Genomic DNA, 12,942 nt, shown 5'->3' on the forward strand with positions numbered 1-12,942 from the left:
CAGCTGGAGCCGTACCCCTCCCGGCCCGCCACTCCTCGGCGGCTCCTCACTCGTGCGCGATCGCCGCCAGCACGTTCATGCGCGACGCGCGCAGCGCCGGCAGCAGTGCCGCGACGACGCCCACCACCGCCGAGCCGACCACGACGGCGACGATCGTGCCCCAGGGGACGGCCAGGGCCGACATGCCCTGCAACGCCAGTACCTGCTGGACGCACACCCCCCACACCAGGCCCAGCGCCAGCCCGAGGACCGCGCCGAACACCGCGATCACCACCGACTCCAGGCGGATCATGCGGCGCAACTGCCGCCGGGCGAGCCCGATCGCGCGCAGCAGCCCGATCTCCCGGGTGCGCTCCACCACCGACAGAGCCAGGGTGTTGACCACACCGAGCACCGCGATGACGATCGCGAGGCCGAGCAGCGCGTACACGAGATAGAGCAGGACCGCGATCTGGTCGTGCACCAGGTCCTTGTAGTCCGCGATGTCACGCACCTGGACCTGCGGATACGGGTCGAGGGTCTGCTCCAGCTCCGCGCGCAGGGTGTCCGGGCCGGTCCCGGAGGCGGCGTTCACGTACAGCCCGGAGTCCTGTCCGCCCGGCGCGTACCGGCGCAGGGTGTCCAGGCCGAAGTAGATGCCGCCTCGCGTCCCGAAGCCCTCCGCGGACTCCTGGTCGGTGAGGGCGCCCACGGTCAGCTCGGCCGTCTGCCGGGTCTGGAACCGCACGGGGATCGTGGAGCCGATCCGTACGTCGTGCTCGCGCGCGAAGTCCGCGTCCATGGCGAGGTGCCCGGAGGCCAGCGCGGCGGCCGTGTCGCCCTGCGCGTAGGTGATGTCGGCGACCTCGTCGAGCTGCGGGTCGTAGGCCGCCGCGGTCGTCGTGACGCGCTCTCCGTCCGGCAGTCGCACGGCGATCGGAGCGAACTGGGAGCCGACCACCAGCCCGACGCCCTTCGTGGCCCGGACCTTGTCCGAGACCTCCTTGGGGAAGGGCACGAAGTTGCTGTTCTGGATGACGAAGTCGGCACCCAGGGTGTCGTCGATCTGCTGGTCGAAGGACTTGGTCATGGAGGCGCTGGCCACGGACATGCCGCCGACCAGGGCGAGCCCCACCATGAGCGCGGCAGCGGTGGCGCCGGTACGGCGTGGATTGCGCAGGGCGTTGCGCTGGCTCATCCGGCCGATCGAGCCGAACAGCGCGGGGAACGCCCCGCCGAGGACCCGGATCACCGGACGGACCAGCAGGGGACCGGCGATGACGGTGGCGACGAGGGTCAGGACGACGCCGAGGCCCAGCAGGGAGGCCGCGGTGGAGGTGTCGGAGGACAGGACGCAGCCCAGCAGCGCCGCCGCGCCGGCCGCGCCGATCACACCGCCCACCCAGGCCCGCGTCCTCAGCGGCCGTCCCACGCCGGCGATCTCGGCGTCCGCCAGCGCGGCCATGGGCGAGACCCCGGCGGCCCGCCGGGCCGGCAGATACGCCGCGACGAAGGTGACGCCCACGCCGACGACGTAGGCGGCGACCGGTGTGCCCCAGCCGATCACCATCTCGCTGGACCTGATGTTCATGCCGAGCGTGTTCATCAGCGCGATGAGTCCGGCGGCGAGTCCGATCCCGGTCGCGAGACCCAGTGTCGAGCCGACCACGCCCAGCAGCATTGCCTCGGTCAGCACCGAACGGCGCACCTGGCGCCGGTCCGCGCCCAGGGCGCGCAACAGGCCCAGTTCACGGGTGCGTTGGGCGATGAGCATGGAGAAGGTGTTGACGATGAGGAAGACGCCGACGAGGACGGCGATGCCCGCGAAACCGAGCATGACGTACTTGATGACGTCGAGGAATCCGCCCAGCGACTCGACGTCGGACTTGGCCTGTTCGTCGGCGGTGCGGATCTCGTACGAGCCGGTGCCGATCGCCGCGGCGATCCGCTGCTTCACCTGCGCGTCGCTGACGCCGTCCTCGGCGTCCACGGAGATGGCGGTGGCCGCGTCCGGGTCCCCGAGCAGTTTGGCCTGCGCGGTCGCGGTGTCGAGGAAGAGCAGGGTCGCCCCGGGGTTGGTGGTGGTGAAGGTGGCGATCCCGACGACCTCGACCTGGAAAGTTCCCTGCGGGCCGATCACGCGGAGCGTGTCCCCGATGCGCACGTCCTTGCGGTCGGCCGACTCCGAGTCGAGCAGCGCCTCGGTCGGGCCGTGCGGGGCATGGCCGGAGGTGAGTTCGACGGGGCTGCGCGGGCCGGGGCTCCAGTCGGTGCCGATGGTGGGGGCGCCGGTGGTCGAACCCACCGAGTCGTTCTTGTCGTCGGCGACGGTGATGTTCGCGACCTCGGCGTCCACGCGCGCGTCGGCGACCCCGTCGACCCGGGCCACCCGCTGCGCGAGCGAGGCGGGCACCGTGGGCGTCACGCCGGAGGGGATCGCCTCGTCCAGCTCCTCGCGCGGGCTGACCGTGACGTCCGGCGCGGTGGTGGCGAAGAGCCGGTCGAAGGTGCGGCTGAGCGTGTCCGAGAAGATCAGGCTGCCCGCGACGAACGCCACCGACAGGACGACGGCCAGCGCGGACAGCAACAGCCGTCCCTTGTGGGCGAGAAAGCTGCGGAGCGTCGCCTTGAGCACGGCCTCAGTCCTTGTCGAGAGAGGGGGCGTCCGCGGCCGCGGTGCCCGGTGGCGGGCTCTCCTCCTGCTTCCCGCGGATCACGTCGAAGCGCTTCATGCGCTCCAGCACCGCTTCGGCGGTGGGTCGTTCCATCTCGTCCACGATCCGTCCGTCGCCGAGGAAGAGCACGAGGTCGGAGTGGGCGGCGGCGCCCGGGTCGTGGGTGACCATGACCACGGTCTGGCCGAGCTGGTCGACGGCTTCGCGCAGGAAGCCGAGGACCTCCAGGCCGGCCCGCGAGTCCAGGTTTCCGGTCGGCTCGTCCGCGAAGATCAGCTCGGGTCGCGAGGCCAGCGCCCGCGCGCACGCCACGCGCTGCTGCTGGCCGCCGGAGAGCTGGGCGGGCCGGTGTTTGAGGCGGTCGCGCAGCCCGAGCGTGTCGATGACCTGGTCCAGCCATTTCTCGTCGGGCTTGTTGCCCGCGATGTCCATGGGCAGGGTGATGTTCTCGGCCGCGTTCAGGGTGGGGATCAGGTTGAACGACTGGAACATGAACCCGATCCGGTCCCGGCGCAGCCGCGTCAGATCGCGCTCCTTGAGCCCCGTGATCTCGGTGTCGCCGAGCCAGACCTGGCCCGCCGAGACGGTGTCGAGCCCGGCCAGGCAGTGCATCAGCGTGGACTTGCCGGAGCCCGAGGGTCCCATCACGGCGGTGAACCGGCCGCGCGCGATGTCCACGTCCACCGCGTCCAGGGCGAGCACCGCCGTCTCGCCCGAGCCGTAGGCCTTGGTCAGGCCGCGGGCGCGGGCCGCGATCCCGTCGGCCGACGCGTGGCCGGGGACGTGCTGCGCAGCGGGTGTGGACAAGGCCGCCTCCTCTGTGGGCACCGACTCGTGGTCCCGGCCGAGGGTAGTGTGATGCGGCCCACACCCGAAATCCCCCTGTGGTGCCGGTCGGTCTCCGTCCCAGGTCGGGTCCCTGATACCGATGTAAGGGGCACCCTTCTTCCTGGTCCCGCCGCTGTCCGGTATGGGCCGCCCCTTGCCGCTGCTAGCGTTCCGGCGCTAGCGTCGAGGCATGGCGAAGACCCAGTTGAACGTACGAGTGGACGAGGGCACCGCCCGCGCCGCCCGCGAACGCGCCCTGGCCCGCGGTATGAGCGTCAACCGCTACATCGAGGAACTGGTCAAGCAGGACGCCGGCGAAATCGGCCACACCTTCGTGGAGACCGCCGCCGACTTCATGAAGCAGTACGAGAGCGTCTTCGCCGAGGAGTTCGGCGCGGAGCGCGAAGGCCGCCGCTGATCCCTTGAGCGACCTCCGGATCGACCTCGCCTGGCTTCTCATGCTCGCCGAACACCACACCCCGGGAGACCCGCAAGTCACCGACTGGGGCGCCCTGGTGGCGGCCGTCGCCCGCCACGACGCCGAGATCTTCGACGTCCCCGTCTACGACAGCCCGCACGCCCGAGCCGCAGCCCTCCTCCAACTCCTCATCCATGTACCGGCCCTGGAGCGCTCCAACGCGTTGTTCGCCTGCGCCGTCGCCTACGCCTATCTCGTGGCGAGCGGTCTGAAGGTCGTCACCTCGCCCGAGCAGGTCCGCGATCTGGCCCGGCTGATCAAGAGCGGCGAGGCCTCGGTGCACGACATCGCGCGGGAGTTGCGCCGGTGGAGCCGGTGATCAGGTGTCGGCAGGGCGCCAGGCGGTGCCGAGCACGCAGAAGGACGTAGGCAGCCGCGGCCCCTTCGCCGGCATCAACACCTGCCGGTAGGGGCCCAGTTCGAACCCCGCGTCCCGCAGGGCCGGAACCGGGTCACGCGACAGATGGCAGCCCCCGTTGAGCGGCGGCCACAGGGTCCGGTCCAAGGCGCGCTGGGTGAACCGCATGGCCGGCCCGCCGCCCCGGCCGTGCTCGAAGAACCGCACGACACCGCCGGGCCGCAGGACCCGCCGCACCTCCGCCAGGGCTCGCGGCACGTCCCGCACACTGCACAGCACCAGCGAGATCACGACCGCGTCGAAGGCCTCGCTCTTGACCGGCAGCGCCTCCGCCGCGCCCGGTACGACGTCGACGGGCACCTCCGAGCGCAGGGCGGCCTCCACCGCCAGCCTGCGCAACACGCGCTCCGGCTCGATGGCCACGACCTCCGAGACCGTACGCGGGTAACGGGCGAAGTTCAGCCCGTTGCCCGCGCCGATCTCGATGACCCGGCCCGAGAGCCCGGCGAGCAGCCGTTCCCGCACGTCACCCATGCCGGCGCGGGTCTCGGCGGCGACGCTGACGCGGGCGTAGTAGCGGGCGAAGAGCGGGTGGTGCACGGGGCTTCGCGACAGCTTGCGGGAACCGGCGGACCATAGCGGCATGACGACCTCCCGGACGGGACGGGGTCCACCGTGATTGTCCCCCGATCCCGCCCCGCGCACCCCCGCTCGCGCGCTACGCGACGAAGTCGCGCACCCGTTCGTACACGCCGTGATCGTTGTTCATGTCGGTGTGCGAGACGCACCCGACCTCGACGTTGGTGGCGCCGCTGAGGATCGCGGTGGTGTCCGGGGTGAGCGCGTCGTCGCAGTTCGACCAGTAGCTGGCGTACGAGACGCTGCCGGGCGTCTCGTCACCGGAGTTGAGCGAGGTCAGGAACGAACTGCCCGTGTACATCTGGGCACATGAGGTGTACAGCCAGGAGCACCAGGACGCGGTCGTCGTGCCGTGGTTGACGCCGGCGGTCGACACGAAGTCGTCCACGTACGCCGTCCCGCCGAGATTCTTCAGGTAGTAGCGGGAGTTGAGCGCGCCCATGGAGTGCACCACCAGGTCGACCTTGGAGGCACCGGTCTGGGAGAGCACGCTCTGGATCTTGGCGGACAGCTGCTGCGCGGTGGTCACGTTCGACTGCGTCCAGTCGTACGACCACGCGAACAGCTCCGAGGACGCGTAGCCGTCGGCCTTGAAGTCGGCGATCCAGTCGTCCCAACTGCTCGCCGAACTGCTCAAGCCGTGGACGAAGACGATCGGATGGTGGGTCGCGGCCCGAGCGGGGGCCGCGGACAGGGAGAGTGCCAGAAGGAGCGACGAGACGACGGCCGACACGGCCGCTGAGATGCGACGCTGGGGGCGCTGCATGATGCCTCCTGAACGGGTGGGGTTGTCAGGAGTGTCGAGCGGGATCTACGCGCGCCGCATCGGTGAGATCGCCGGTCTTTACGTGTGAATTAACTCGCCAGTAACGTCGAATGCGTGCTGACTCCGGTAACCCCACCGCCCCTCGAGGGCGCGTCGTCCCCGCGGCTCGCGCAGGCCTGGCAGGACCTGGCCGCCGGGCTCCCGGAGGGCGTCCGGGTGCGTCTGTTGCACGCGGTGCACGGCGATCCGCGCGCGGCAGCCGAGGCCGTGACGCTCCTCAGCACACGTCAGTCGGCGGGCTCGGACCCGCTGCCCACGGAACCGGCGGAACTGGCCCCGGAGTTGCTCCGCGCCCACCGCGCGCGGATCAGACGGCTCCCCGACGACACCCGGCTGCTGCTGCTCCTGGCGGCGGCCGACCAGTACCCGGTCGCCACCCACGCCTTCCTGCGCGCGGTCGCCGCCGCTCGGCTCGACACCCGCCCCCTGGAGGCCGCCGACACGGCCGGGATCGCGTACGCCACGGCGTCCGGGGTCGTCTTCCGCGACACCTGGATCCGGATCGCCGCCTACGAGACGGGGTCCCCGGCGGACCGCCGCGACGTCCACCGGTTGCTGGCCCGGGTCCTGCGCACCGAAGGCGAGACGGCTTTGCGCTCCTGGCACCGCGGGGCGGGAGTACTCGGCCCGAGCGCCCGTCTGGCGTCGGAACTCGGCGCCGCCGCGGTCAGGTCCCGCGACGGCGGCTTCCCGCACCTGGCACGCGCCCTCGCCGAACGCGCGGCCGCCCTCTGCCCCGACCGCTCCGCCCGGACCCGGCTGCTGGCCGACGCCGCGGTGTACGCCTGGCAGGCCGGGGAGGGCGACCGGGCCCGCCGACTGGCCGCCCTGTCGGACGACGACACGCTGACCGGGGTGCTCGCGCTGCGCGCCGGGAACTCGGCGGAGGCGTTCGACGCGCTGCTGACGGCCGTGGCCGGGGCGAGGGAGGCGGGCGTACCGGGGCCGGTGCCGAGGAGTTTCCGTGCGGGTGCGGGTGCGGGTGCGGGTGCGGGTGCGGGTGCGGGTGCGGGTGCCGGTGCCGGTGCCGGTGCCGGTGACGCTGACGCGCGCCTTTCGAGCCTCGACCGGTCCGACCCCGCTCACCACCTCCTCGCCCGTGCCACCGAGGCCGCCATCTACACCGGTGACCTGCGCCGCTGCCGGGAGGCGGCACGGGTGGCCCGGCGGATGGGGATCGTGCCGCCGGGCACGCTCGGCGGGCTCGCGGCGGCGTTCGAAGGGCGGTACGAGGACGCCCGGGACCTGCTCGCGGCGGCGGCCGGACGGTGCGGGCCGGGCGGCGACCCCACCGTCCTGGTGCACGCCGGGATCGCCGCACTGCTGCTCGGCGACCACACCCGTGCCACCGCCGCGACCGTCCGCGCGGCCGCCGCCGCCCGGGTGCGCGGGGCGACGGTCACCGTGGCGCAGGCGATGGAGTTCCGTGCCTACGCCGACTTCTGGACCGGGCGCCCGCGCGCCGGGGAGGCCGCCGCGACGGACGCGCTGTGGCAGGCGTACGCCACCGGCCAGGACAACGGCGCCTGCCATCTCCAGGCCGCCCTCGCCATGTTCGCGGCGCTCACGGGCGACGCCGAGGTCTGCCGCGAACGCGCCGCCGACGCACGCTCGTACGCCCGCTCCCACGGCCTCGGCCTGCCCGCCGCGCTCGCCCAGTGGGCGCTGGCCTACCTCGACCTCAGCAGCGGCCGGTTCGCCGCCGCGGCGGCCCGGTTGCGGGCCCTCGCCGGTTTCGGGCCGGGCCACGGCCACCGGGCCATCCGCCATCTGGCCACCCCGCACTACGTGGAGGCGGCCGTCCGCACCGACGACACCCGGGTGGCCCGGGTCGCGCACGCCGACTACGACCGGTGGGCGAGCGTCGTCCGCAGCCCCGACGACCTGGCGCTCAGCGCCCGTTGCCGGGCCTTGCTGGCCCCCGGCGCCGAGGCGGTCGAGCACTACCGCACCGCGCTGGACCTGCACGCCCGTGGCACCCGTGACTTCGAACGCGCCCGCACGGAGCTGCTGTTCGGCAGCGCGCTGCGCCGACTGCGGCACCGGACGGAGGCCCGCGACCGGCTGCACAGCGCCCTGGAGGCCTTCGAGCACTTCGGCGCCCCGCACTGCGCCGCCCAGGCCCGCAGCGAACTCCGCGCCCTCGGAGCGCCGGCACCCCCCGCGGGCGGTACCCGCGACGACCCGACCCGCCGCCTCACGGCCCAGCAGCTGATGGTCGCCCGCATGGCCGCCGACGGCGCGACCAACCGCGAGATCGCCACCCGCCTCGCCCTCAGCCCGCGCACCATCGACCACCATCTGCGGGGCGTCTTCACCCGGTTGGGCATCCGCTCGCGTATCGAGCTGGTGCGGTTGCTGGCGGAGTCGGGGGACGGGTGAGGCCGCGCCGGGACGGGTCGTTCAGTCGTTCTGCCGGTCCCGGAACTCCGCCGCGTTCCACGTGCCGTACAGCCGCGGCGCCAGCCAACCCGGCACCGCCGCACGGAAGTCGGCCGGCGCGAGCGCCCCGGCGCCCTCCGGCAGTACCCCGAGCAGCGGCGCCGCCGCCACCTCCGGAAGGTCCGTCACATTGCACCGCGACGCCAGATCGGGTGCCTCGGGCCAGCTGCCGATCACCACGCCGAGCAACTCCAGCTCCCGGCGGCGCAGTTCACGCGAGGTCAGCTCTGTCGTGTTGAGCGTGCCCAGTCCGGCCGACGCCACCAACAGCACCGGCGCACCGAGGAGTCGTGCCGCGTCCGCGAGCGTCCCGCCCGCCTCGTCGAACCGTACGAGGAGACCGCCGGCCCCCTCGACCAGCACCAGGTCGTGCTCGGCGGCCAGTTCGGCGGCCGCCTCGGCGACGTCCCGCGGACCCACCGTGGGCAGTCCGGCGCGCCGGGCCGCCGTCGCCGGTGCCAACGGCTCGGGGTAGCGGGCGACTTCGGCCGTCGTCACCGTGCCCGCCAGCCGTGCCACCTCCTGCGCGTCCCCGGGCTCGTCCGGCCGTACCCCGGTCTGTGCCGCCTTGAGTACGGCCACCGACCGGCCCGCCGCCACCGCCGCCGCGGCGACCGCGGCGGTGGCGATCGTCTTGCCGACCTCCGTGCCGGTGCCCGTGATCACCAGTACCGACATCTCAGCCCTCCCGAGCCGCCGCGCACACCGCGCGGGCGATCCGTGCCACGTCCGCGTCACCGGTGACGTACGGGGGCATCGTGTAGATCAGATCGCGGAACGGCCGCAGCCACACGCCTTCGCGCACCGCCGCCTCCGTCGCCGCCTTCATGTCGACGTCGTGGTCCAGCTGGACCACCCCGATCGCGCCGAGGACACGCACGTCCTTGACGCCCGGGACGTCCCGGGCCGGCGCCAGTCCCTCGCGCAGGCCGGCCTCGACGCGCTTGACCTCGGCGAGCCAGTCCTGACCGAGCAGCAGCTCGATCGAGGCACAGGCCACGGCCGCGGCGAGCGGGTTGCCCATGAACGTGGGGCCGTGGGCGAGTACCGGGACCTCGCCCCGCGAGATGCCGTCCGCCACCCGCGCGGTGCACAGGGTGGCGGCCATGGTCAGGTAGCCGCCGGTCAGCGCCTTGCCCACACACATCACGTCCGGCGTCACCGCCGCGTGCCCCGCCGCGAACAGCGCGCCGGTCCGGCCGAAGCCGGTCGCGATCTCGTCGAAGACCAGCAGCACGTCGTGGGCGTCGCACGCCTCGCGCAACACCCGCAGATACGCGGGGGAGTGGAACCGCATCCCGCCCGCGCCCTGCACCACCGGCTCCACGATCACCGCGGCCAGCTCGTCGGCGTGCCGGGCGATCGCCGAGCGCAGCTCCTCGGCGTAGGACTCCTCGTACTCCGCCGGCGGGGTTCCCACGAACACCTGGCGCGGCAGGACCCCGCTCCACAGTTCGTGCATCCCGCCCTCGGGGTCGCACACCGACATCGGCTGCCAGGTGTCACCGTGGTAGCCGCCGCGCCAGGTGAGCAGGCGCCGCTTCTCACCGCGGCCCAGGGAGCGCCAGTACTGGAGGCACATCTTCACCGCGACCTCGACCGACACCGAGCCGGAGTCGGCGAGGAAGACATGCTCCAGGCCCTCAGGCGACATGTCGACAAGGAGCTTCGCCAGCCGTACGGCGGGCTCGTGGGTGAGCCCGCCGAACATCACGTGACTCATCCGCCCGAGCTGCTCGCGCGCGGCCTCGTTCAGCACCGGGTGGTTGTAGCCGTGGATCGCCGACCACCAGGACGACATGCCGTCGACCAGCTCACCCGAGCCGTCGGCCATCCGCAGCCGTACCCCGCTCGCCGACTCCACGACGAGCGGTTCGACACGTCCCGGCATCGGACCGTACGGATGCCACACATGCCGCCGGTCGAGCTCCAGCAGCTCGGGGACGGACAGGTCAGGCATTGGGCGCGAGGTCCGTTCCGGCACCACGACGGCGTACGGCGACCAGGTCCGGACGGGGTTCGTTGACCGCCGGCTCCGGAGCCGCACCGCACACCGACCCGCACCCGGCGCTCTCGTGCGACCCGCACCCGGCGCCCTCCGTGGCCCCGTGCGACCCGCACCCGGCACCCTCCGCGCTCCCGTGCGACCCGCAGCCGCCCGCGGCGGCGGCCACGTCGGCCCGGTGCTCGGGCAGCGTGACCTCGCCCGCGCCCTCCACCTCGAAGCCGGCGTCCGCGATCATCTCCAGGTCGGCCTTGCCGGCCTGGCCCTCGCTGGTGAGGTAGTCACCGAGGAAGATCGAGTTGGCGAGGTTCAGGGCGAGGGGCTGCATCGTGCGCAGATGCACCTCGCGGCCGCCCGCGATCCGCACCTCGACGTCCGGGCAGACGAACCGGACCATCGCCAGGATGCGCAGACAGCGCTGCGGGGTGAGGTTCCACTCCTTGGCCAGCGGGGTGCCCTCGAAGGGGATCAGGAAGTTGACCGGCACCGAGTCCGGGTCCAGCTCGCGCAGCGAGAAGACCACGTCGACCAGGTCCTCGTCCGTCTCGCCCATACCGGCGATGAGACCCGAGCACGCCGACAGACCGGCGGCGTGCGCCTTCTGCACGGTGTCCACGCGGTCCGCGTAGGTGTGCGTCGTGGTGATCTCGCCGTACGTCGCCTCGGACGTGTTGAGGTTGTGGTTGTAGGCGTCGGCGCCCGCCTCGCGCAGGCGCTCGGCCTGGCCGTCGGAGAGCAGCCCGAGGCAGGCGCAGACCTCGACGTCCTCGTTCTGGTCCTTGATCGCCTTGATCGTGTCGGAGACCCGGTCCACGTCCCGGTCCGTCGGCCCGCGGCCGCTGGCCACCAGGCAGACCCGCTTGGCGCCGCCCGCGAGCCCGGCCGCGGCGGCCTTGGAGGCCTCGTCCGGTTTCAGCCACGTGTACTTCAGGATCCCGGCGGTCGAGCCCAGCCGCTGCGAGCAGTAGGAGCAGTCCTCGGGGCACAAGCCGGACTTGAGGTTGACGAGGTAATTCAGTTTCACCCGTCGGCCGAACCAGTGCCGGCGCACCTTTCCGGCCGCGGCCACCACATCGAGCAGGTCGTCGTCGGAGGTGGCGAGGACGGCGAGAGCTTCCTCGCGGGTCGGCAGCTCGCGCCGAAGCCCCTTGTCCACCAGCGTGTTCAGCAGGTCCATGAAAACTGATCCTGTCCTAAGGAGCCGTCTTGGGCCAAGGAGAGTTCACACAACAGCGGCCATTCGCTGTGTGGGTATTGCCACACAGTGGGGGGCTGCCTGTCCCACTAGTGTCTGTTCGCTGCCTACAAAACCTCCGGAGGACCCATGGCGTTCGGCTGGATCGACGAGCAGGCGCGGCTGCGCCACCACGCCGGACTCGTACGCACCCTGCGCCCCCGCCCCGCCGACTCGCCGCTGCTGGACCTGGCGAGCAACGACTACCTGGGTCTCGCCCGCCATCCGGAGGTCACGGAAGGCGCCGCCCGGGCCGCCCGGACCTGGGGCGCGGGCTCCACCGGTTCTCGACTCGTCACCGGCACGACCGAGCTCCACGCTGAACTGGAACGCGAGCTGGCCGAATACTGCGGGTTCGAGGCGGCCCTGGTCTTCTCCTCCGGGTACGCCGCCAACCTCGCCGCGGTGACCGCGCTGGCCCCGCACGGCTCACTGATCGTCTCCGACGCCGGCAACCATGCCTCGCTCATCGACGGCTGCCGGCTGGCCCGCGGCACCACCCAGGTCGTCGGGCACGCCGACCCGGAAGCCGTGCGCAAGGCGCTGCAGACGCATGACGGACCGGCCGTCGCCGTCTCCGACACGGTCTTCTCGGTCGACGGCGACGCCGCCCCGCTGGCCGCGCTCGCCGAGGCGTGCCGGGAGCACGGCGCGGGTCTGGTCGTCGACGACGCCCATGGCCTCGGGGTGCTCGGGGAGGGCGGCCGGGGTGCCCCGCACGCGGCGGGACTCGCGGGCGCCGAGGACGTCGTGGTGACCGTCACGCTGTCCAAGTCGCTCGGCAGTCAGGGCGGCGCCGTGCTCGGCCCCGCCCGGGTGATCGACCACCTGGTCAACGCGGCCCGGACCTTCATCTTCGACACCGGCCTCGCCCCCGCCGCGGCGGGGGCGGCACTGGCGGCCCTGCGGCTGCTGCGCCGCGAGCCGGAGCGCGCGGCGCGGGCCCGCGAGGTGGCCGCCGAACTGCACGCACGGCTGACCGCCGCGGGTCACGAGGCGGTACGCCCGGACGCCGCGGTCGTCTCCGTGCGCGCGCCGTCCCCGGAGGAGGCCGTGCAGTGGGCGGCGGACTGCCGTGCGGCGGGAGTGTCCGTCGGTTGCTTCCGTCCTCCTTCCGTCCCCGACGGCATCTCACGGCTCAGGCTGACCGCCCGCGCGGACCTCTCCGCGGCGCAGATCGAACGCGCTGTACGTGTGATCGGTGAGACGCGGCCATGAGTCGGCGTGACACGGCCGTGTACCCGACGACGGGGATCAGAACGCGGCCGTGAATCCCGCCCAGCTCTCGGGGGAGAAGAGCAGCGCGGGTCCGGACGGGTTCTTGGAGTCGCGTACGGCGAGCAGTCCGGCCGCTGGACCGGTGCCTGGCCTAGCCGTCTCCACACAGTTGTTGGCTCCGGTGCTGTAGCTGCTGCGCAGCCATCGCACGCCGTGCAAGTCGGTACTGGAAGGAACGTTCCGAGGCATTGCGGACATGG

12 protein-coding genes are annotated in these 12,942 nt (G+C 72.7%); 4 read left to right on the forward strand and 8 right to left on the reverse strand.

Annotation, left to right across the window (positions count from 1 at the left end; translation table 11 throughout):
* Positions 1–46 precede the first annotated feature (46 nt).
* Both ACZ56U_RS26935 and ACZ56U_RS26940 read right to left on the reverse strand, forming a co-directional pair.
* On the reverse strand, positions 47–2,614 hold the full coding sequence (locus ACZ56U_RS26935; RefSeq protein ID WP_469086551.1) for an ABC transporter permease: 2,568 nt from the start codon (positions 2,612–2,614) through the stop codon (positions 47–49).
* Positions 2,615–2,618: 4 nt separating this feature from the next.
* Positions 2,619–3,461, reverse strand: a complete 843-nt coding sequence (locus ACZ56U_RS26940; protein ID WP_469086552.1) for an ABC transporter ATP-binding protein — start codon at positions 3,459–3,461, stop codon at positions 2,619–2,621.
* Between the two features lie 211 nt (positions 3,462–3,672).
* Here ACZ56U_RS26940 and ACZ56U_RS26945 point away from each other — a divergent pair, with 211 nt between their 5' ends.
* Both ACZ56U_RS26945 and ACZ56U_RS26950 read left to right on the forward strand, forming a co-directional pair.
* Positions 3,673–3,900 carry an antitoxin gene (locus ACZ56U_RS26945; protein WP_469086553.1) on the forward strand — a complete coding sequence of 76 codons (228 nt, stop codon included), beginning with the start codon at positions 3,673–3,675 and terminating at the stop codon, positions 3,898–3,900.
* Positions 3,901–3,904: 4 nt separating this feature from the next.
* Positions 3,905–4,279 (forward strand): fic family toxin-antitoxin system, toxin component, encoded by a 375-nt coding sequence (locus tag ACZ56U_RS26950; protein ID WP_469086554.1) that lies wholly within the window; start codon positions 3,905–3,907, stop codon positions 4,277–4,279.
* Here the strand turns inward: ACZ56U_RS26950 and ACZ56U_RS26955 are convergent, their stop codons facing one another.
* Both ACZ56U_RS26955 and ACZ56U_RS26960 read right to left on the reverse strand, forming a co-directional pair.
* A complete protein-coding gene (locus ACZ56U_RS26955; protein ID WP_469086555.1) occupies positions 4,280–4,963 on the reverse strand; it encodes a class I SAM-dependent methyltransferase in 684 nt (227 codons plus the stop codon).
* A 73-nt stretch (positions 4,964–5,036) separates the two neighbouring features.
* Positions 5,037–5,723, reverse strand: a complete 687-nt coding sequence (locus ACZ56U_RS26960; protein WP_469086556.1) for an esterase/lipase family protein — start codon at positions 5,721–5,723, stop codon at positions 5,037–5,039.
* A 114-nt stretch (positions 5,724–5,837) separates the two neighbouring features.
* Here ACZ56U_RS26960 and ACZ56U_RS26965 point away from each other — a divergent pair, with 114 nt between their 5' ends.
* On the forward strand, positions 5,838–8,165 hold the full coding sequence (locus tag ACZ56U_RS26965; RefSeq protein WP_469086557.1) for a helix-turn-helix transcriptional regulator: 2,328 nt from the start codon (positions 5,838–5,840) through the stop codon (positions 8,163–8,165).
* Positions 8,166–8,186: 21 nt separating this feature from the next.
* On the opposite strand, the gene bioD is transcribed toward ACZ56U_RS26965, so the two are convergent.
* Genes bioD through bioB form a run of 3 tightly spaced genes read right to left on the reverse strand, consistent with a single transcriptional unit; the run spans position 8,187 to position 11,407 of the window.
* Positions 8,187–8,903, reverse strand: coding sequence for a dethiobiotin synthase (gene bioD, locus ACZ56U_RS26970; protein WP_469086558.1), 717 nt, complete (start codon positions 8,901–8,903; stop codon positions 8,187–8,189).
* A 1-nt stretch (position 8,904) separates the two neighbouring features.
* On the reverse strand, positions 8,905–10,185 hold the full coding sequence (locus ACZ56U_RS26975) for an adenosylmethionine--8-amino-7-oxononanoate transaminase (RefSeq protein ID WP_469086559.1): 1,281 nt from the start codon (positions 10,183–10,185) through the stop codon (positions 8,905–8,907).
* Entirely contained in the window at positions 10,178–11,407 is a 1,230-nt protein-coding gene (bioB, locus tag ACZ56U_RS26980) for a biotin synthase BioB (protein ID WP_469086560.1), read from the reverse strand. Before bioB ends, ACZ56U_RS26975 begins: the two co-directional genes overlap by 8 nt.
* Before the next feature lie 147 nt (positions 11,408–11,554).
* Between bioB and ACZ56U_RS26985 the strand changes: the two genes are divergently transcribed.
* Positions 11,555–12,682: an 8-amino-7-oxononanoate synthase gene (locus ACZ56U_RS26985; protein ID WP_469086561.1), complete on the forward strand. Its 1,128-nt coding sequence runs from the start codon at positions 11,555–11,557 to the stop codon at positions 12,680–12,682.
* Between the two features lie 36 nt (positions 12,683–12,718).
* Here the strand turns inward: ACZ56U_RS26985 and ACZ56U_RS26990 are convergent, their stop codons facing one another.
* Positions 12,719–12,940 (reverse strand): DUF397 domain-containing protein, encoded by a 222-nt coding sequence (locus tag ACZ56U_RS26990; protein ID WP_469086562.1) that lies wholly within the window; start codon positions 12,938–12,940, stop codon positions 12,719–12,721.
* Positions 12,941–12,942 lie beyond the last annotated feature (2 nt).

It is taken from the genome of Streptomyces sp. NPDC034103 (genome assembly GCF_055575395.1).

What these genes read in the sequence shown, in the direction of transcription:
- bioB (WP_469086560.1), bottom strand. Translation starts at nt 11,407, where the DNA reads ATGGACCTGCTGAACACGCTGGTGGACAAGGGGCTTCGGCGCGAGCTG.
- ACZ56U_RS26985 (WP_469086561.1), top strand. Translation starts at nt 11,555, where the DNA reads ATGGCGTTCGGCTGGATCGACGAGCAGGCGCGGCTGCGCCACCACGCC.
- ACZ56U_RS26945 (WP_469086553.1), top strand. Translation starts at nt 3,673, where the DNA reads ATGGCGAAGACCCAGTTGAACGTACGAGTGGACGAGGGCACCGCCCGC.
- bioD (WP_469086558.1), bottom strand. Translation starts at nt 8,903, where the DNA reads ATGTCGGTACTGGTGATCACGGGCACCGGCACGGAGGTCGGCAAGACG.
- ACZ56U_RS26975 (WP_469086559.1), bottom strand. Translation starts at nt 10,185, where the DNA reads ATGCCTGACCTGTCCGTCCCCGAGCTGCTGGAGCTCGACCGGCGGCAT.
- ACZ56U_RS26990 (WP_469086562.1), bottom strand. Translation starts at nt 12,940, where the DNA reads ATGTCCGCAATGCCTCGGAACGTTCCTTCCAGTACCGACTTGCACGGC.
- ACZ56U_RS26955 (WP_469086555.1), bottom strand. Translation starts at nt 4,963, where the DNA reads ATGCCGCTATGGTCCGCCGGTTCCCGCAAGCTGTCGCGAAGCCCCGTG.
- ACZ56U_RS26960 (WP_469086556.1), bottom strand. Translation starts at nt 5,723, where the DNA reads ATGCAGCGCCCCCAGCGTCGCATCTCAGCGGCCGTGTCGGCCGTCGTC.